We start from the raw sequence: 17,937 nt of genomic DNA, 5'->3' as shown, positions 1-17,937 counted from the left end.
CAGAATCAGGGGTGTCAGTTCAGGGTGAGTAAATGCAGTGAAATATTGCCTGAAGTTAATCGCGCTGTGCGCCGCCATTTTGCTGCTGACGGGCTGTGGCAGCATTATCAGCCGGACCGTACCCGGACAGGGGCACGGCAACCAGTATTATCCGGGCGTGCAGTGGGATGTGCGTGACGGGCCGTGGCGTGTGCTGACCATTCTCGATCTGCCGCTGTCGCTGGTGATGGACACGCTGCTACTGCCGGTTGACGCACAGCACGGCCCGTACGAGTAACTTACGCCCAGTTGTCTGACGGACTGTCGTCGTCTTCCCACTCTTCGGCCGCTGCCTCGCCTTCTTCCAGGTCGCGCGGCGGCTCCAGCTGAAATTCGCCTTCGTCCCATTCGTGCAGGGTATTTTCCGACTGCCACTCCTGGCGCAGCTCAATTTCATCGAAATTACCGTCGAACACCGCCTGCGCCGCTTCACCGCTGCAGATTGGCAGGCATTCGCCCTGGCCGTCCTCATCAGCGAAAAACTCCGCCTGCCACATAATGTCGCCATCCTGCATCACGTACTTCTGCAGCGCAAACTGGCTGACGCTGGCGTCATCCTGCTCCAGCTCAGGCTGGCTGGCGAGAAACTCTTCGCGTGCGGCTTCAATGGCTTCTTCTAACGTACTATACAGGCTCATCTGCAACTCCTTGTCAGTGCAAAAAGGGATTTCACAGAAGAATAGACGAAAATTGGCGGCTGTCAGGGCGGGAGAGAACAATGACGGGGTGGATGCGTAAAAAGTCATCCACCCGCGCCGGTTACATCATTTTTTGCGGAAAGTGCAGAACCGGTCGTACCGACTCGCGTAACACGGGTGCAGAATAACGGATGCAGCATTTAATACAGGGTTTCACCTTTTTAAAATTAATTCGTGCGGTGGCCAAAGCCTGATTTAAATTATAGAGCGTACCGATGAACACCATATCCTCCTTAACCGGCAGACGTTTACACTCCTTCCGATGCAGCAGATGGTAACCCTCCTGATCGGTACTGATCGTCACGTAGTAGTAGATACCTTTATTCATATTATGTGTCCTGAATATATTTGCTGTGTGTAATCTTTTTATATTTTTAAACGCGCAGTTAACGAACTAACTGTCAGGGTCGAAACTAACTGGATTCAATCGGGCTAACCAATTCCATAAAGATATATTAAAGATGAATTTTTAATCAAAAGAGAATATGGCGGTTAACTTTCAGACAAATACTTGTTTAATCAGTAAAATTTATTAGATAAGTAAGTAAGAAGGCAAGCCTGAGTAAAATTAAATAGGAAAAGGCCTGGAAGTCGTCAAAATCAGATCCGCACCCGTCAAATTTTACGCGTATTGCTGTATAAACTCAGGCACTGAAAAGCAGCGGCGGGCGAGGGAGAAAGCGTTAGCGTAGCAGCGAAAAACCGTGATTAATGCGCAAGATAGCAGCAGGAGGCGTAAAGGCTGCCGTTAACTTAAGTGTCAGCGAGTGGAAGACATAGCAGTTCAGGCTGGGCCTTTTTTTGCGCGCCACTGCGCAGAGAATCACATGAATTAAGGCAAATGTGCGGTAAATAACGCGGGGCATTGATAATACCCCGCAACCGATCAATAGCGTGAAGGCTGCCCTTCGGGTCGGGTTTTAAAGCGGCGATGCAGCCACATATACTGCTCAGGCGCCAGCAGTACCGTCTCTTCCACCACTTTATTCATCACGATAGCGGTATCCAGTTCACTCTCCAGTGAGAATTTGTGGCGGATATCCGGCATCATTTTCAGTTCGTAGCCGCGGCCATGCGGCAGGCGGCGTGCCAGAAACGGCACCACGCTCGGATTAGCCAGACGAATCAGCATATGCGTGCCGGTGGTGGTCGCGGCTTCCTGAACGGCGAAGAACGGGGCGAATACACTGCTGCGCGGGCCGTAGTCGTGATCGGGCGCATACCAGATGATGTCGTTGTTCTTCATGGCGCGAATCATGCCTTTCAGATCTTTGCGGTCCAGCATGCTTTTATTGGAACGCATGCGTCCCCAGGTTTGCAGCCAGTCCAGTAACTTGTTGTCGTTAGGGCGATACACGCCAATACCCGGGTTATACATGCCAAACACGCGCGCGCCCAGCTCCAGCGTCAGGAAGTGCATGCCAATCAGCAGGATGCCGCGCTTTTGGGCCAGCGCCTCGGTAACGTGCTCCAGGCCGCTGGTGCTGACCCATTTACGAATACGCCAGTCCGGCCAGAACCACGCCATGCCGGTTTCAATCAGCCCCATTCCCACCGATTCGAAATTGTGCTTCACCATGGCTTCACGTTCGCTGGTCGGCATATCCGGGAAGCACAGCGCCAGATTGCGTTGCGCGACCTGAACACGACGCTTCATAAAACGCATGGCAAGGCGTCCCAGCCCGCAGCCAGTCACGTACAGCAGCGGGTAGGGCAACAGCACCAGCACATAGAGGAAGCCGATGCCCAGCCAGGTCAGCCAGTAGCGTGGATGAAGGAGTTCGCGGGTAAATTGCGGAAGTTGCGTCATGGAAATATCAATGTCCTGCGTCGTGTACCAGAGAGTCCGGTTTCTGTAATTGGCCGGGATTATGCCATTTTTTCTCTCTGACTGAAATCAACCATCCGTGCGTCAGCGCACGACGAACAGCATTTCTGCGCAGATATTAGCGAGCACAACGCAGAACCCCGTCGATTGTGGCTGATGGCAGGAGAATTGCACCAGAGGCTTTGCATCACGCTCAATTCAGGTATCATATGCGCGCTAAATTTCTCTGATTGCTAACAGGTGTTCACCATGCCAGTGTTACACAACCTCGTTTCCAATAAAGAGCTGAAAGAACGTATGCTGGCCGAAACCGAGCCGCGTACCACAGTCTCTTTTTACAAATACTTCCAGATTGCCGATCCACGGGCATTCCGCGACCGTCTCTATGTTGCCTTAACCCAGCTGAAGGTGTTCGGCCGCGTCTACGTGGCGCAGGAAGGGATTAATGCGCAAATCAGCGTGCCGGCCAGTCGCTATGAGGCGATGAAGGCGATGCTCTATGCCTTTGACCCGGCGCTCGACAATCTGCGCATGAACATCGCGCTGGATGACGACGGCAAATCGTTCTGGGTGCTGCGCCTGAAAGTGCGCGATCGCATCGTGGCTGACGGTATTGAAGACGGTAGCTTCGACGCCAGTAACGTCGGTAACTATCTTAAAGCGGCCGAAGTCAACGCCATGCTCGACGATCCGGATGCGGTGTTTGTGGATATGCGTAACCACTACGAATACGAAGTGGGCCACTTCGACAACGCGCTGGAAGTGCCAGCCGATACGTTCCGCGATCAGCTGCCGATGGCGGTGGATATGCTGCAGGCGCAGAAAGACAAAAAAATCGTCATGTACTGTACCGGCGGCATCCGCTGTGAAAAAGCCAGTGCGTGGATGAAGCACAACGGTTTTGATGATGTTTACCACATTGAAGGGGGCATCATCGAATATACCCGCCGCGCGCGCGAGCAGGGTTTACCGGTGCGCTTCAAAGGCAAAAACTTCGTGTTTGACGAGCGTATGGGCGAGCGTATCTCTGACGATATTCTCTCCAGCTGCCATCAGTGTGGTGCACCGTGCGACAGCCACACCAACTGCGTTAATGACGGCTGCCATCTGCTGTTTATCCAGTGCCCGAGCTGTGCAGAAAAGTATCAGAACTGCTGCAGCCCGCTGTGCATGGAAGAGTCGAAACTGGCGCCGGAAGAGCAGCGCGCGCGCCGCGCTGGCCGTGAAAATGGCAACAAAGTGTTCAATAAATCGCGCGGTTTACTCAACATGACCATGGCGATCCCCGCGCCGGACAAAAAGTAACGGCTTAACAGCCTGGCGCATTGCCCGCCAGGCTGTACTGCTGATTACTGACGCACACCTTCTACTGAAATGATCAGCTCGGCTTTTTGCGAGGCCGGACCGAGATCTTTGCTGATGTTGAACTCTTTCAGCACGATTTCGCCGCTGGCGGCAAAGCCGGCGCGATAACCGCCCCACGGATCCTTGCCTTCCCCAATCAGCTGCGCATCCAGCGTGATCGGCTTCGTTACGCCGTTGAGCGTCAGGTTGCCGGTGATCTTATAATCCTTGCCCTGTTTTTTAACCTCAGTCGAGCTGAAGCTGGCCTGCGGGAATTTGCCGGTATTGAGGAAATCCGCGCTGCGCAGATGCTTGTCGCGTTCGGCATGGTTGGTATCGAGGCTGTTGGTATTGATGGTCACGTTGACCTTGTCCGCGGCGGGATTGGCTTCATCGAAAGTAAAACTGCCATCAAAATCTTTAAAGCTGCCGTACAGCCAGCTGTAGCCAAGATGCTGAATGCGGAACTGAACAAACGCGTGCTGACCCTCTTTATCAAACTTATACTCAGCCGCGCTGGCACTCAGGCTGGTCGAAAAGAGGGCAGCGGCGCTGAGCGCCAGCAGGGTTTTCCTGATCATATTACTTTTCCTTTTCAGAGGTTAAGGGGATGCGGTAACCGAGCATCCGTTTCAGCGTCATGTCGCGATCGACAAAATGGTGTTTCAGCGCGGCCAGGGCGTGCAGCGCAGACAACAGCACCAAAGCCCACGCCAGCCATAAATGGACCTCACCGGCGACATCGGCCTGCTCACCCGCGCCGGTAAACAGTGCCGGTACCTCAAACCAGCCAAACACTGAGACCGGCTTGCCGTCTGCGGTAGAGATCAGATAGCCGCTGATCAGCAACACCAGCAGCAGGCCATACAGCAGCCAGTGCGCCGCATGGGCGGCACGGCGTACGTGCGGCGAGTAACTGGTGAGTGGTGCCGGCGGTGGCGATATCACGCGCCAGCCCAGGCGCAGCAGCAGAGCAGCAAACAGTAAGATGCCGATGCCTTTGTGAATCTCAGGGGCGCTGTGATACCAGCCGTCGTAATAGCCAAGTCCGACCATCCATAAACCCAGCGCGAACATACCGTAAATCGTCAGCGCCATCAGCCAGTGCAACGCAATGGTTAACGCACCGTAGTGCCGTGGAGAATTACGCCACATAGTTAAGCCGTTATCAGGAAATAAGTGGTAATGAGAATCTACAACCTGAAATAGAAAATCAATCGTCCTTACTTTTCTATAACTTTGAATTTACGGGTTCGATATATATGGCGAAAGGCGGGCGGTGTAATTCAATAATTCTGAATAGATAAGCAAATAGCCGTTTTAGCCCTGGCGGCAATGGCTATTGCTACACCAAATGCGCCATAAACGTGGGCGGAAAGTAAATCTGTGTCAGGAAAGGTCAATAACTGCCAGTGCGCTCCGCACCGGCAGCAACAAAATCAGGCAAAACGCGAAAGTGAGAAGGGCGTGAGGTCAAAGGAGAGCGGTTTATTCTGCGCAAATTCGCTGGCCAGTTCACCCAGCACGCTGGCGAATTTAAACCCGTGGCCGCTCAGGCCGGTGATGATCAGTCGGTCAGGCTCACCGGGCAGGGTATCGATAATAAAATCTTCATCCGGCGTGTTGTCATAGCTGCAGGCTTCACCATGCAGGCACACGCCTACGCCTGGCAGAAACTGGCGCAGGAAGCTAAAGGCTTCGTTACCGTCAGCGGCGATGCTGCCGAACGGTTTGCGGTCCGCTGGCGTCTGCATCGGCTGACCGCCATCGTGGCGTCCCACTTTCAGGGCATTATTGTCTGCCGGGAAGCCGTAGAAATGGCTGCCATCCGGCATCTCTACCGTAAAGCCGGGGAACTGGTTATTTTCGCTGTAGCGCCCATCGGCCTGATACCAGGCAAACACCTTACGCACCGGCGTAACGGGCAGATTGTCCACCAGCTGACTGACCCAGGTGCCGGCGCTGATCAGTAGCTTGCGCGCGCGGAATACGCCATCGCTGGTGGTGACCTGCTGCAGATCGCCCTCGCGGCCAATCGCGCTGACCGGGCAGTTAAACAGCTGCGCGCAGCCAGCCTGTTCCGCCAGCTGCACCCAGCTGCGCACCGCCTGTTCGCATTTCAGGAAGCCAGAGTTGGGCTCAAACACGCCTACGTAGCCGTCCGGTACGCTAAGCTGCGGCCAGCGTTTACGCACCTCATCGGCCTGTAACACCTGCACCGCCAACTGCCAGCGGTTAGCGCTGTCGATCACGTTGTGAATGAAATCCGAGCTGGCCGGCGCCAGATTAAGAATGCCGCTACGGTGCATGATGCGTTCGCCGCTCTGGCGCTCCAGCTCATCCCACAGCGTCTGGGCGCGCAGCACCAGCGGCACGTAGCGTTCACCTTCGCCGTAAGCGTGACGAATCAGGCGGGTTTCGCCGTGATGCGTCCCCTGGCTGTGGGGCGGGTGCGCGCTGTCGATCATCAGCACCGACAGGCCCGCCTGGGTTGCGTAGAAACCCGCGGCAGCTCCGACGGAACCACTTCCCACCACAATCAGATCATAAACCATGACGACATCACTCCTGCAAAACGGCGATTTTTTTCAATAGCATATCAAAAGAGTGCGCCCATGAAAAAGGCACCCTGTAGGGTGCCTTTTCACGCGATGGTGATGATTAGTGCTTGCGATTATCGCGTAGGTATTGCTCAGTGGACTCGATCTTTGCAATGCCAGCTTCGAGGATAGAGATAAACTGTCTGGCTACGTCAGTTGTCAGCCAGTATGTTGGGCCCACGTCAGCTTCTTCTTCTTTCTGGTCCTGCGATGATAGCGAGTGCAGGCGGATCATCATGGCGTCATAGCTGTCAACGGTGCTGATATCCCATCCCACCAGCGGATGGGTCTGGATGACGTCTTTACTTCTGTCCATTATAACCTCCTTATTACTCGTTAAACGAAGTGCTTTCGAGGTTCAATGCGTCTGTATCTTGCACTAGCGAGATAATTATAACATGGAATTAACAGTACAGTAGTTAAAAAGTGTGGTGGTTAAAAACACAGCAAAATAAAAGCAGCCAAAAGCCGGTTTTCAACGAATAAATAAACGCCTTACGCAGCTGGGTATTTATTGTCGCAGCGCAACATGTCGTCATACCGATTATCGGCATCTCAGCATTAAAACTTTAACGTGCTGAACGCCAGGGTAAAAATCTGAAATTATCCCTGCGACTCGGCAGGCAGCTGCCCTTTGCGCCGGTGGATCTCGTCCGCCAGCCGGGCAAAATGCTGCTGTAACTGAGCGTCATGATTTTGGTTTTGCGCTTCGAGCGTCAGATTGTGAGCCAGCAGCTGACTGGCGCGATCGTCCAGACAGAAGGTCAGCGTAGCAAAGGCATTTTCCAGCACGGTCAAACGGCGTTGCTGTTCAGCAATGAAGGCCAGTAATTCCCCAAACGTCATCGCCTCTTCTGGTTTTTCAGTAGTCATGTGCAACACACCTCCTGTAAGCACGACGAGGCAAGAATAGGACATCGTTTAATCAGAGTCTAGCTGGCGCGGGTTTTTCTGGCGAGCGGGAAATAAAAACAAAAAAGCCGGGCGGCGGGCCCGGCAAAAACGGCACAGTGGCGGTTAATCGGTAATAAACCAGTCGTCAGCGCTTTCCCAGGTTTCCTGCAAAATATCGCTGATGCGGTCGCGTGATTCTTTACAGCCGCCAAACACGCTGAGCTGGTTACCACCGGCATAGCGCACTTTGACGTGATGATTGTCGTCGGGAAAATCGCGGGAGATACGGCGAGTGAGTTCAGCGCTCAGTGCATCCAGTGCACCGGCGGGAAGGGGCTGAGTCTTTGCTACTGTAATTTCAACACGCATAAACGCCTCCGGGATAATATACTGGTTATTTGTACAGTATAAAATTCCCGAAGGCAAGCGGCAGATGATTATTCTTTGATGCGCCAGTTAAGGGTTTCACCGGCGAGGAACGGAACCAGCGTATCGTCAGCGACCGTGATGCTCTCCTGCACCGTCCACGGCTCACGCACCAGCGTCAGGGTACCGTCGTTGAGCGGCAGGCCGTAGAAACTGGGGCCGTTCTCAGAGCAGAAGGCTTCAAAATGCTCCAGTGCGCCAAGCTCTTCAAATACGGTCAGATAAGCGGGCAGCGACGTCGGCGCATTAAATACACCGGCACAGCCGCAGCTGGCTTCTTTCAGGTGGCGCAGGTGCGGTGCCGTGTCGGTGCCCAGGAAGACACGCCGGTTGCCGCTTGCCACCAGGTTACGCAGCGCTTCCTGATGAATGTTGCGCTTCAGAATGGGCAGACAGTAAAGATGCGGGCGCACGCCGCCCACCAGCATGTGGTTGCGGTTGAACATCAGATGCTGTGGCGTAATGGTCGCGCCAAGCAGTTCGTTACCGGCGGCTACATATTCCGCAGCTTCCTTCGTGGTGATGTGTTCCATCACCACTTTCAGGCCCGGGAACTGCTGGCGCAGCGGCTGCAGCACGGTTTCGATGAAGCGCGCTTCACGATCAAAGATATCAATGTGCGCATCGGTGACTTCGCCGTGCACCAGCATCGGCATACCGATTTCCTGCATGCGCTCCAGCACGCAGGCAATTGAAGCAATGTTGGTGACGCCATGGCTGGAGTTGGTGGTGGCGTGTGCCGGATAGAGTTTTGCCGCCGTAAAAATACCGCTGCGGAAGCCGCGTTCGATTTCGTCCGCATCGAGCGAATCGGTGAGGTAACAGGTCATCAGCGGCGTGAAGTGATGCCCAGCAGGCAGCGCCGCCATGATGCGTGCGCGATACGCTTCGGCAGCCGCAACGCTGGTGACCGGCGGAACCAGATTTGGCATGACAATCGCACGACCATTCACCGCGCTGGTATAGGGCAGCACTGCATTGAGCATCGCGCCATCGCGCAGGTGGATGTGCCAGTCGTCAGGGCGGCGAATCGTGATTTGCTGGGGTTGGGCTGTCATTCAAAAAGGCTCCGGCTGAGGTGAAAACGAAATGGCTCGTTTAGGCCGGGGACTAATCATAAGGGGGCGGGCAACCGTTTGCACGGGATTTTGCAGTGCGGCAGAGAAATAACCGCAGGCGCGGCAGGTTGCGCGGCAGGCGCGGGCAGAATAATGCCGGCATCCTGCCACGCTATACAGGGCCGCCACTGAGAACGGCCGCTTGCAACGTTAATCGGTAAACGGAATCACCAGCTGGCCAGGCTTCACTTCCAGCCCTTTAGCCAGTTTCTTCGCCAGCGCCTCACCTTTGCTGCGGTCGGCGCTCAGCACGTAGGCGGGTTTTTCATTGAAATAGCGCTTGAGGGATTCGTTCAGATACGGCGTAAGGGTTTTCATGATCGACGCCATCTTCTCAGGTTGCACCTGCGCGTCGACGATTTCGAGGTCCTGCAGATAGATGGCGCCCTGCTGCGCGTTATACACCGGTTGCGCTTTCATCTTCAGCTGCATTTCGGCCTGCTGCGGACCAAACAGCGAGCTGACGTTGATGTTGGCTTTACCAGACAGCGTTACTTTGCCGGGTTCTTCACGGCCAATCTGGCTGCTCAGGTCGGTCAGTACAATATGGGCATTCACCAGCCCGGACACGCCGATGTCTTTCTCGTAGTTGTTGCGCTTTTGCAGCGCCTGATTCACTTCCTGCTCGCTGATGGTGTATTGCGTCAATTGGTTACAGCCGCTGAGCAGCACGGCAAAAAACAGGGCAAACAGCCCGGGAAACGCCTTCTTCATCATTTCTTCTTCCTGGTTGATACGGCCAAACAGCCTTAAGCCTGCCTGATTCAGGGCCAGGTGTCACCAGGAGAGAGATGAGAAACGCAGCCGCGCGCTTCTCATCACAGCGCCATCAGGCCGCAATCGACGACAGCAGATTCACCTGCGTCTGTTTCGCCATATTATCGCGGTAGTCGGCAACGCGGCTCGGCCATTCGATACCGGAAACCAGCGTCAGCGAGCGCAGCAGCGGAAACAGATGAATGTCATCCTCAGACAACTCGCCGTTCACCGCATTGGGTTTGACGATCAATTTATCCAGCTGGCGCAGATCATCACTGATATTTTTGATGAAGCCCGGGGCATGCTTACGCAGTTCGGCAAAGTCACCGAGGCTGGCCTGTTTCTTTTCGCGGAAGTAATCACGCGCTTCGGGGGTGGCAAATTCAGCAAAGGCGGCCTCAGCGATGCGCGGCAGCAGTAGTTTGTTGATGTAGCCATTGACCCGTCGCAGCCAGTCGGCGATGGCGGGATTTTGCTTGCCGGTCAGCAGCGGCTGGCGATCCTGATTATCGACAAAGCGCACGATATCCATGCTCTCTGGCATCGCACTGCCATCGGCTTTTTGCAGAATCGGCGCCATTTTCTGGCCAATCAGCTTTTTCGGCGTTGCTTCCTCATCATTGAGCATCACAATCAGCTCAACCGGCAGGTTTTTCAGGCCAAATATCATGCGTGCTTTGACGCAGAAAGGGCAGTGATCGTAGATGTAAAGTTTCATCCCGTTTCTCCTGTGATTCTCAGGGTGACGGAGGTCACCCTTTTTCCGGACGTGCGGGAAGTATGGAAGAGAACGCCTGAACCGGCAAACTAGCTGCTGAAGATCGCCGGTGCCACCTGGCGCGGCTGGAACTGCCACCACAGCGCCAGCAGCGTGATCATGCCGACGGTGCTGAGCAGCATCCACGGCAGCTCCGGCAGGGCCAGCTGCTGGCCCATATCGAACATCCAGCCGCCACCGGAGTAGCCAATCAGCCCGCCAATCGCCAGGCCGAGCCGGCTGAACCCCATGTAGCTGCCGCGTGCCCGGGCGCTGGCCAGGGAGGCACTCAGGGTTTCACGTGCCGGTTCAGCGATGATCGATCCGAGATAGAAGACGGCGATCAGCAAAAACAGCGACGGCAGCGAATCGGTCATGCCAACCGGCAGCAGGCTGAAGGTCATCAGAAACAGTCCGGCCATCAGGCGTGTTTCCAGGCGGAAGCGCTTTTCACTCCAGCGCGCCAGCGGATAGAGCAGGCTGAGTGACAGCAGCGCTTCAATCGCGTACATCCACTTCACCGCCGCCGGTGCGCCCGCCACCTGATTGACCATGACCGGCAGCATCAGCATCACCTGCACGGCGAGAATGTAATAGCCGGTCAGGGTAAAGACATACAGGCGGAAACGGCGGTCGCGCCACACGCGCTGCATTCCCTCGCGCATGGCGATACGCTCCGTAGAGATGCGCCATGCTGGCAGCCACACGGCGTTAAAGATGGCGGCGACGACAAACACCGCCGCACCGACCCAGCACACCAGACGGAAATCCCACGCCAGCAGCCAGCTGCCAATCAGCGCGCCCAGCACCGCACCGGCGCTGTCCTGCATCATCAGCAGCGAAAAGAAGCGCCCGCGCTCGCGTGCCCGCACCAGTTTCACCACCAGCGCGCTGCGTGGCGGATCGAACAGCGTGCCGCCCAGTCCGGACAGCAGGCAGGCCAGCCACAGCAGCCACGGCTGATGCGCCAGCGCCATACAGGCGAAACCGGCGGCGCGCATCAGCATGCCGGTGACAATCAGCGGCCGCGCGCCAAAACGGTCAGCAATGGCCCCACCGAAGATGCCAAGCCCCTGCTGCACCAGCTGACGCAGGCCGAGCGCAATGCCCACCAGCAGCGCGGCCCAGCCAAGCTGTTCCACAAAGTGAATGGAGATCAGGGGAAACACCACAAAGAATCCCATTACCACCAGCATGTTATCGACTAACAGAAACGTTTTTCCAAGGCGTCGTGCCCGCGCAACCCGTGACATGCTGAATCCTGAGCAAGTGAGAAGGAAAAGTGACCAGCTGGTCTATTTTCTGCCTGCTCCGGCGGGAAAAATAGTGTTTTCAGGATGATATTTTTTTATCCAGCCTGAAGAGAAATTAATCCTTAATCGGAATCAATTGCCGTGAGCGATGCGCGGGGTTTTACCGCAGCCGGGGTGACGGTTATAGTGAGAAGTAACGCCGCTGGCGTACATCTTTCTTTCGTTATGGATTTCAGGAGTCATGATGTTTGGCTATCGCTCTGCTGGCCCGCGCGTGCGGCTTACCACCGATCGTCTGGTGGTGCGTTTAGTACATGAACGCGATGCCTGGCGTCTGGCGGATTACTACGCCGAAAACCGCGCCTTTCTTAAACCCTGGGAACCGGTGCGCGATGAGAGCCACTGTTATCCCTCTGGCTGGCAGGCGCGCCTGGGTTTAATTGCCGACATGCATAAACAGGGCTCCGCGTTCTATTTTGTGCTGATGGACCCGGAAGAGCATGAAGTGCGCGGCGTCGCTAACTTCAGCAATGTGCTGCGCGGATCGTTTCATGCCTGCTATCTCGGCTACTCGCTGGGAGAGAAGTGGCAGGGGCAGGGCATGATGTTTGAGGCGCTGCAGGCGGCGATTCGCTACATGCAACGCCAGCAGCGCATTCATCGCATCATGGCCAACTATATGCCGCACAATCAGCGCAGCGGTGATTTGCTGGCGCGCCTCGGTTTTGAAAAAGAGGGCTACGCCAAAGACTATTTACTGATTGATGGCCGCTGGCAGGATCATGTGCTGACGGCGCTTACCTGGCGCGAATGGAACCCGGATCGTCGCGGACAATAATAAAAGGAACACGTAATGAAGATGGCTCTCTCCGCGCAGGCATTGCGCGTGATCGGCTGCCTGCTGGAGAAGCAGGTCACCACGCCGGATCAGTATCCGTTATCCCTCAATGGCGTGGTCACCGCCTGTAATCAGAAATCTAACCGCGAGCCGGTGATGAACCTGAGCGAAAGTGAGGTGCAGGCGCAGCTTGATGAACTGGTGAAAAAGCATCTGGTCACCGCTAACAGCGGTTTCGGTCAGCGCGTCAGCAAATATGAACAGCGTTTCTGCAACTCGGCGTTTGGCAATCTGCAGCTGAATGCCGCCGAAGTGGCGGTGCTGACGCTACTGTTCCTGCGCGGCGCGCAGACGCCGGGCGAACTGCGTACCCGCAGTGGTCGTCTGCATGAGTTTCAGGACATGGCCGAAGTGGAACGCACGCTGGAGGGGCTGGCAACGCGCGACGACGGCCCCATGGTCGTGCGTCTGGCACGCGAGCCGGGCAAGCGTGAAAGCCGCTATATGCACCTGTTTGGCGGCGAGGTGGCGGATGAGCTACCTGCCAGCCTCACAGCGTCGCCTGAACCTGAAGATCTGGGCGCGCGCGTTGCTCAGCTGGAAGCGCAGGTGGCGCGCCTTGATGCTCAGCTGCAGCAACTGCTGCAGCGGGAGGCGTGAAATGACGCTGCGTATTGGTGTGGTGGGGCTTGGCGGTATCGCGCAGAAAGCCTGGCTGCCGGTGCTGGCGCAGGCCAGCGGCTGGCAGCTGGTGGGCGCGTTCTCGCCCAGCCAGGCGCGGGCGCAGCCGATCTGCGACAGTTACCGTATTCCTTATTTTAGTCAGCTGGATGCGCTGGCGGCGGCCAGCGATGCGGTGTTTGTGCACAGCAGCACCGCCAGCCATTTTGAGGTGGTGCAGGCGCTGCTGCTGGCCGGTAAAGATGTTTGTGTCGATAAGCCGCTGGCCGAAACGCTGCAGCAGGCCGAGACGCTGGTGGCGCTGGCGGAAAAGCGCAAACGCAAACTGATGGTGGCCTTCAACCGGCGCTTTGCACCGCGCTACCAGCAGCTGAAAGCGCAGCTGCCGGGCGCGTCCTCGCTGCGCATTGAGAAACACCGGGCAGACAGCGTCGGCCCGCACGACCTGCGCTTTACCCTGCTGGATGATTATCTGCACGTGGTCGATACCGCGCTGTGGCTGGCCGGCGGCAAGCTCAGGCTGGAGCTCGGCCATATCGACACCTATGATGACGGCGCAATGCTCTACGGTGAGCACCATTTCTCGGCCGGATCGCTGCAAATTACCACCAGTATGCATCGCCGCGCGGGCACGCAGCGTGAAGTGGTCAGCGCCATCTGCGACGGGCGTTACATCGAGATTAATGAGATGCGCGACTGGCGTGAAGAGACGCTTAGTGGCCTGCGCAGTGATGTCCCGCCGGCGTGGCAAAGCCATCTGACCCAGCGTGGCTTCAGCGGTGCGGCACACCATTTTATCCAGTGCGTAGAAAATCAGACGATGCCTGAAACCAGCGGTGAACAGGCGCTGGCGGCGCAGCGTCTGGTGGAAAAACTGTGGCGCGACGCCGTCAGGAATAATCCCTTGTAACACTCAATGCTGGTCATTTCCCACCGCAGCAGTAGACTATCGCCGGACATCGCAGGATGTCCGCGCTAAGTTGCTCATTTATCCGACACTTTTCAGGATGCGCCACTCATTATGAATTTGCTGAAATCGCTGGCTGCGGTCAGTTCGATGACCCTGTTTTCCCGCGTGCTGGGCTTTGCCCGCGACGCCATTGTGGCGCGCGTTTTCGGGGCTGGCATGGCCACCGATGCCTTTTTTGTGGCGTTCAAACTGCCCAATCTGCTGCGCCGTATTTTCGCCGAAGGCGCCTTTTCACAGGCCTTCGTGCCAATTCTTGCCGAATATAAAAGCAAGCAGGGCGAAGACGCCACGCGGGTGTTTGTTGCCTATGTATCAGGCCTGCTGACGCTGGTGCTGGCGGTGGTGACGGTGCTGGGCATGGTCGCAGCCCCCTGGGTAATCGTGGTAACGGCGCCGGGTTTTGCCGATACCGCCGACAAGTTCGCCTTAACCAGTTCGCTGCTGCGCGTCACCTTTCCTTATATTCTGCTGATCTCGCTGGCATCGCTGGCCGGGGCGATTCTTAATACCTGGAACCGCTTCTCCGTCCCGGCGTTCGCGCCCACGCTGCTGAATATCAGCATGATCGGCTTTGCGCTGTTTGCCGCGCCGCACTTCCATCCGCCGGTGATGGCGCTGGCGTGGGCAGTGGTGGTGGGCGGGCTGCTGCAGCTGTTTTATCAACTGCCGCACCTGAAAAAGATTGGCATGCTGGTACTGCCGCGCGTCAACCTGCGCGATGCCGGCGTGTGGCGGGTGATGCGCCAGATGGGCCCGGCGATTCTCGGCGTGTCGGTGAGCCAGATCTCGCTGATCATCAATACCATTTTCGCCTCGTTTCTGGTCTCCGGCTCGGTGTCGTGGATGTACTACGCCGATCGTCTGATGGAGTTTCCCTCTGGCGTGCTGGGCGTGGCGCTCGGCACCATCCTGCTGCCGTCGCTGGCGAAGAGTTTTGCCAGCGGCAATCACGATGAATATTCCCGTCTGATGGACTGGGGCCTGCGTCTGTGCTTCCTGCTGGCGCTGCCGAGCGCGGTTGCGCTGGGTATTCTTTCCGGTCCGCTGACCGTGGCGCTGTTCCAGTACGGCAAATTTACCGCTTTTGATGCGGCGATGACCCAGCGCGCGCTGATTGCCTATTCGGTTGGGCTGATGGGGCTGATCGTGGTGAAAGTGCTGGCGCCGGGCTTTTATTCGCGGCAGGACATCAAAACGCCGGTAAAGATTGCTATCGCCACCTTGATCATGACCCAGCTGATGAACCTGGCGTTTATTGGCCCGCTGAAGCACGCTGGTCTGTCGCTGTCGATTGGTCTGGCGGCCTGCCTGAATGCGGCGCTGCTCTACTGGCAGCTGCGCAAACAGCAAATCTTTCAGCCGCAGCCGGGCTGGCACGGTTTCCTGCTGCGTCTGCTGGTCGCCGTCGCGGTGATGGCTGCTGCGCTGCTGGGCATTCTGCAGGTGATGCCGGCGTGGGAAGAGGGGCAGATGTGGTGGCGGTTACTGCGGCTGGCGGCGGTGTGCGCCATTGGCGGCGGCGCTTACTTCGTGATGCTCGGTTTACTGGGCTTCCGCCCGAGCGATTTTGCCCGCCGCACGGCGGTGTGAGCGAACAATAAAAAGGGTCGCCCGGTGTGGCGACCCTGATTCAGCGGACCCGCAGCACGGCTGCGTTTAGCCTTTGCGGCTCAGCGTGCTCTGGCCTAAACCGCGGCCGTCCGGGCCGTAAAAGGACTGGGTCTGATGCGGTTTCAGCACCGACAGCGCCTGTTCGGTAAAGGTCATCTGATGCTGCAACAGCATGCCATTGTGCTGATTGGCGTCGCGCAGACGCTGGGTATGTTGCTGAATGCTGTGCCAGCGGCGTGCGATATCACTGTGACCACGATAAGGCGCTTTGGTACCCAGCGACAGCTCGGTTTTGCGGCGCATTTCGTCCAGATAATTCAACGTCGTCAGCAGCGCGCTTTTATCTTCTGTAATGCGCTGCAGCAGGTTGCCATTAATCCGTCCGGCAGAAAGTTGCTGCTGCTCTTCATCCATCACGACGTTAAGCGAACTCAGCACATCCTGCATTTTATCTAAGGTGGTCAGCAGATTATCCATCGGGACTATTTACCCTCTAAAAACGCCCTGGTATCGGCGATCAGCGCATCGGCGATCTTACCGGTATCCATTTTCAGTTCACCATTACGAATGGCGGTCTTCAGCTGCTCTACGCGCGCTGTGTTAATATCTTTGCTGCCCGGCTGCATCAGCTGCGCCTGAGCGGGACTCAGCGTCACTTCTGCACCATTCTGGCTGGTGCTGGCGGCCGGTGCGCTGTTCTGACGCACTTTTGCCTGGTTGTCGCTGCTGTCACGGGTTTGTACAGTGCTCACCGGTTTTAAAGGCTGCGTTCTGTCGATACTCATGGTGTGGCTCCTGTTAGGGTCAGTTGGGGATCAGCCAACTGAGTCAGCATAGGGTAATATCATTGTTGATATCTCTATCGGCAGAACAACAGCGTTCTTTAACGCTTTATAGCGATATCAGAATATTCCCATCCTCGCTGACACGACCGCTTACCACCTGGCCATTGCTCATGCGCACGCGCACCGTCTGCGCCGCGCTGGCGTTGTTTAACGCACGACCTTCACTGCTGGCATTAAAGCCGTTGCCGCTGGCAATCACCATCACATTCTGACCGGCTTTCACCCGCCACGGCTGGCGCAGCATGGTGGCCGTCACCGGCTGGCCTGGCGCAATGTCACGCAGGGCAATGGCGTCCGCCAGATTGCTGCTGCTGAGCAGCGCGCGCGCCGGCAGCGTATCCAGCCGGCCACTCTCCAGGCGGAAATCACTGGCGCTGACGTTGCTGCCACGCGCCAGCTGACGATTGGCCACCAGATACTCGCCGGTGACCTGCACCTGCACCTGCAGATAGCGACGATTCTGGCCGCAACTGGCGGCAATGCTCAGATTGCCCCACTGGCGACTGTTACCCGGCAGCAGCAGCTGCGGTGTGTCGCAGGCGGGCCACTGCGTCTGCGGCGTGCGGACCACCACGGTCATACCGGCGGCGTGCTGCGGATCGCGTGCCTGAAAGAACTGAGTCAGCTGCGCGCTGAGATCGGCGGCATAGCCGGGCGTCGCGAAGGCCAGCCACAGCAGGGCCAGCAGGGAAGAAGTTGTACGCATCAACGCCTCCTGTCGAAAAGATGGCACTGAGTCTACTCCGCGCACCAAAAATTCAAGGTGAAAAATAGCCACGATTTTTGCTGCTATTCAGACGATAGCCCTTGCTTTTGTCCCATTAAGCTGTCAGCTCGAAATTCTCATTCGCGGAGGAAGCATGCTCGACAAACTCGATGCCGCGCTGCGATTTGGTACAGAAGCATTAAACCTGCGGGCGCAGCGCCAGGAGATCCTGGCGTCTAACATTGCCAACGCCGATACCCCGGGCTACCAGGCGCGGGATATCGACTTTGCCAGCCAGCTGAGCAAGGTGATGCAGAACGGCCGTGCCGAAGGCAGCAGCCTGGCGCTCAATGTCACGTCATCACGTCACATTGAAGCGCAGACCAACTCACAGCCCGCACTGGATCTGCTGTACCGTATTCCCGATCAGCCTGCCGCGGATGGTAACACCGTGGATATGGATCGCGAGCGTACGCAGTTTGCGGATAACAGCCTGAAATACCAAACCGATCTCACCCTCATCAGTAGCCAGATCAAAGGCATGATGAGCGTTCTGCAGGGGCAATAATC

23 protein-coding genes are annotated in these 17,937 nt (G+C 56.7%); 7 read left to right on the top strand and 16 right to left on the bottom strand.

Annotation, left to right across the window (positions count from 1 at the left end):
- Positions 1 to 37: 37 nt before the first annotated feature.
- Positions 38 to 277, top strand: a complete 240-nt coding sequence (locus K7H94_RS11470) for a YceK/YidQ family lipoprotein (RefSeq protein ID WP_021506444.1) — start codon at positions 38 to 40, stop codon at positions 275 to 277.
- Between the two features lies 1 nt (position 278).
- On the opposite strand, the gene K7H94_RS11465 is transcribed toward K7H94_RS11470, so the two are convergent.
- From K7H94_RS11465 to K7H94_RS11455, 3 genes are all read right to left on the bottom strand, one after another.
- Positions 279 to 677: a MysB family protein gene (locus tag K7H94_RS11465; protein ID WP_021506443.1), complete on the bottom strand. Its 399-nt coding sequence runs from the start codon at positions 675 to 677 to the stop codon at positions 279 to 281.
- Positions 678 to 798: 121 nt separating this feature from the next.
- Positions 799 to 1,065 (bottom strand): hypothetical protein, encoded by a 267-nt coding sequence (locus tag K7H94_RS11460; RefSeq protein ID WP_021506442.1) that lies wholly within the window; start codon positions 1,063 to 1,065, stop codon positions 799 to 801.
- A gap of 558 nt (positions 1,066 to 1,623) precedes the next feature.
- On the bottom strand, positions 1,624 to 2,547 hold the full coding sequence (locus K7H94_RS11455) for a Kdo(2)-lipid IV(A) acyltransferase (protein WP_021506441.1): 924 nt from the start codon (positions 2,545 to 2,547) through the stop codon (positions 1,624 to 1,626).
- A gap of 267 nt (positions 2,548 to 2,814) precedes the next feature.
- Here K7H94_RS11455 and trhO point away from each other — a divergent pair, with 267 nt between their 5' ends.
- Positions 2,815 to 3,870 (top strand): oxygen-dependent tRNA uridine(34) hydroxylase TrhO, encoded by a 1,056-nt coding sequence (gene trhO, locus K7H94_RS11450; protein ID WP_222951064.1) that lies wholly within the window; start codon positions 2,815 to 2,817, stop codon positions 3,868 to 3,870.
- A 44-nt stretch (positions 3,871 to 3,914) separates the two neighbouring features.
- Here the strand turns inward: trhO and K7H94_RS11445 are convergent, their stop codons facing one another.
- From K7H94_RS11445 to mdtH, 10 genes are all read right to left on the bottom strand, one after another.
- Positions 3,915 to 4,490, bottom strand: a complete 576-nt coding sequence (locus K7H94_RS11445) for a YceI family protein (RefSeq protein WP_021506439.1) — start codon at positions 4,488 to 4,490, stop codon at positions 3,915 to 3,917.
- Position 4,491: 1 nt separating this feature from the next.
- Complete coding sequence (locus K7H94_RS11440; RefSeq protein WP_222951063.1) at positions 4,492 to 5,064, bottom strand: cytochrome b; 573 nt, start codon at positions 5,062 to 5,064, stop codon at positions 4,492 to 4,494.
- A 284-nt stretch (positions 5,065 to 5,348) separates the two neighbouring features.
- The gene (gene solA, locus K7H94_RS11435; protein WP_222951062.1) at positions 5,349 to 6,464 is read right to left on the bottom strand and encodes an N-methyl-L-tryptophan oxidase; all 1,116 of its coding nucleotides are present in this window, start codon (positions 6,462 to 6,464) and stop codon (positions 5,349 to 5,351) included.
- A gap of 106 nt (positions 6,465 to 6,570) precedes the next feature.
- Entirely contained in the window at positions 6,571 to 6,825 is a 255-nt protein-coding gene (gene bssS / locus K7H94_RS11430; RefSeq protein ID WP_021506436.1) for a biofilm formation regulator BssS, read from the bottom strand.
- 287 nt (positions 6,826 to 7,112) lie between these two features.
- Positions 7,113 to 7,382 carry a hypothetical protein gene (locus K7H94_RS11425; RefSeq protein ID WP_010617279.1) on the bottom strand — a complete coding sequence of 90 codons (270 nt, stop codon included), beginning with the start codon at positions 7,380 to 7,382 and terminating at the stop codon, positions 7,113 to 7,115.
- A 144-nt stretch (positions 7,383 to 7,526) separates the two neighbouring features.
- Positions 7,527 to 7,772: a DNA damage-inducible protein I gene (dinI, locus tag K7H94_RS11420; RefSeq protein ID WP_021506435.1), complete on the bottom strand. Its 246-nt coding sequence runs from the start codon at positions 7,770 to 7,772 to the stop codon at positions 7,527 to 7,529.
- 68 nt (positions 7,773 to 7,840) lie between these two features.
- Positions 7,841 to 8,887 carry a dihydroorotase gene (pyrC, locus tag K7H94_RS11415; RefSeq protein ID WP_222951061.1) on the bottom strand — a complete coding sequence of 349 codons (1,047 nt, stop codon included), beginning with the start codon at positions 8,885 to 8,887 and terminating at the stop codon, positions 7,841 to 7,843.
- Positions 8,888 to 9,097: 210 nt separating this feature from the next.
- Positions 9,098 to 9,661, bottom strand: coding sequence for a lipoprotein (locus K7H94_RS11410; protein ID WP_021506433.1), 564 nt, complete (start codon positions 9,659 to 9,661; stop codon positions 9,098 to 9,100).
- 115 nt (positions 9,662 to 9,776) lie between these two features.
- A complete protein-coding gene (grxB, locus tag K7H94_RS11405) occupies positions 9,777 to 10,424 on the bottom strand; it encodes a glutaredoxin 2 (RefSeq protein ID WP_222951060.1) in 648 nt (215 codons plus the stop codon).
- A gap of 89 nt (positions 10,425 to 10,513) precedes the next feature.
- Positions 10,514 to 11,716 carry a multidrug efflux MFS transporter MdtH gene (gene mdtH, locus K7H94_RS11400; protein WP_104092805.1) on the bottom strand — a complete coding sequence of 401 codons (1,203 nt, stop codon included), beginning with the start codon at positions 11,714 to 11,716 and terminating at the stop codon, positions 10,514 to 10,516.
- Between the two features lie 244 nt (positions 11,717 to 11,960).
- On the opposite strand from mdtH, the gene rimJ reads away from it, so the two are divergent.
- The 4 genes from rimJ to murJ all read left to right on the top strand — a co-directional run bounded on the left by rimJ (position 11,961) and on the right by murJ (position 15,795).
- Positions 11,961 to 12,554, top strand: a complete 594-nt coding sequence (gene rimJ / locus K7H94_RS11395) for a ribosomal protein S5-alanine N-acetyltransferase (protein WP_021506430.1) — start codon at positions 11,961 to 11,963, stop codon at positions 12,552 to 12,554.
- A 15-nt stretch (positions 12,555 to 12,569) separates the two neighbouring features.
- Positions 12,570 to 13,214, top strand: a complete 645-nt coding sequence (locus K7H94_RS11390) for a DUF480 domain-containing protein (protein ID WP_222951059.1) — start codon at positions 12,570 to 12,572, stop codon at positions 13,212 to 13,214.
- Between the two features lies 1 nt (position 13,215).
- Complete coding sequence (locus K7H94_RS11385; RefSeq protein ID WP_222951058.1) at positions 13,216 to 14,145, top strand: Gfo/Idh/MocA family protein; 930 nt, start codon at positions 13,216 to 13,218, stop codon at positions 14,143 to 14,145.
- A gap of 111 nt (positions 14,146 to 14,256) precedes the next feature.
- A complete protein-coding gene (gene murJ, locus K7H94_RS11380; protein WP_058775419.1) occupies positions 14,257 to 15,795 on the top strand; it encodes a murein biosynthesis integral membrane protein MurJ in 1,539 nt (512 codons plus the stop codon).
- A gap of 66 nt (positions 15,796 to 15,861) precedes the next feature.
- On the opposite strand, the gene flgN is transcribed toward murJ, so the two are convergent.
- The 3 genes from flgN to flgA form a co-directional block, all read right to left on the bottom strand.
- Entirely contained in the window at positions 15,862 to 16,293 is a 432-nt protein-coding gene (flgN, locus tag K7H94_RS11375; RefSeq protein ID WP_058775420.1) for a flagellar export chaperone FlgN, read from the bottom strand.
- A 5-nt stretch (positions 16,294 to 16,298) separates the two neighbouring features.
- The gene (flgM, locus tag K7H94_RS11370) at positions 16,299 to 16,601 is read right to left on the bottom strand and encodes a flagellar biosynthesis anti-sigma factor FlgM (RefSeq protein ID WP_058775421.1); all 303 of its coding nucleotides are present in this window, start codon (positions 16,599 to 16,601) and stop codon (positions 16,299 to 16,301) included.
- Positions 16,602 to 16,707: 106 nt separating this feature from the next.
- Positions 16,708 to 17,367 (bottom strand): flagellar basal body P-ring formation chaperone FlgA, encoded by a 660-nt coding sequence (flgA, locus tag K7H94_RS11365; protein WP_021506424.1) that lies wholly within the window; start codon positions 17,365 to 17,367, stop codon positions 16,708 to 16,710.
- A gap of 154 nt (positions 17,368 to 17,521) precedes the next feature.
- Here flgA and flgB point away from each other — a divergent pair, with 154 nt between their 5' ends.
- Positions 17,522 to 17,935 carry a flagellar basal body rod protein FlgB gene (flgB, locus tag K7H94_RS11360; protein ID WP_021506423.1) on the top strand — a complete coding sequence of 138 codons (414 nt, stop codon included), beginning with the start codon at positions 17,522 to 17,524 and terminating at the stop codon, positions 17,933 to 17,935.
- Positions 17,936 to 17,937: the final 2 nt, after the last annotated feature.

Origin of the sequence: Pantoea dispersa (assembly GCF_019890955.1) — a bacterium.
GTDB classification, from domain to species: Bacteria; Pseudomonadota; Gammaproteobacteria; order Enterobacterales; family Enterobacteriaceae; genus Pantoea; species Pantoea dispersa.
This window is presented reverse-complemented; position numbering and strand designations above follow the sequence as displayed.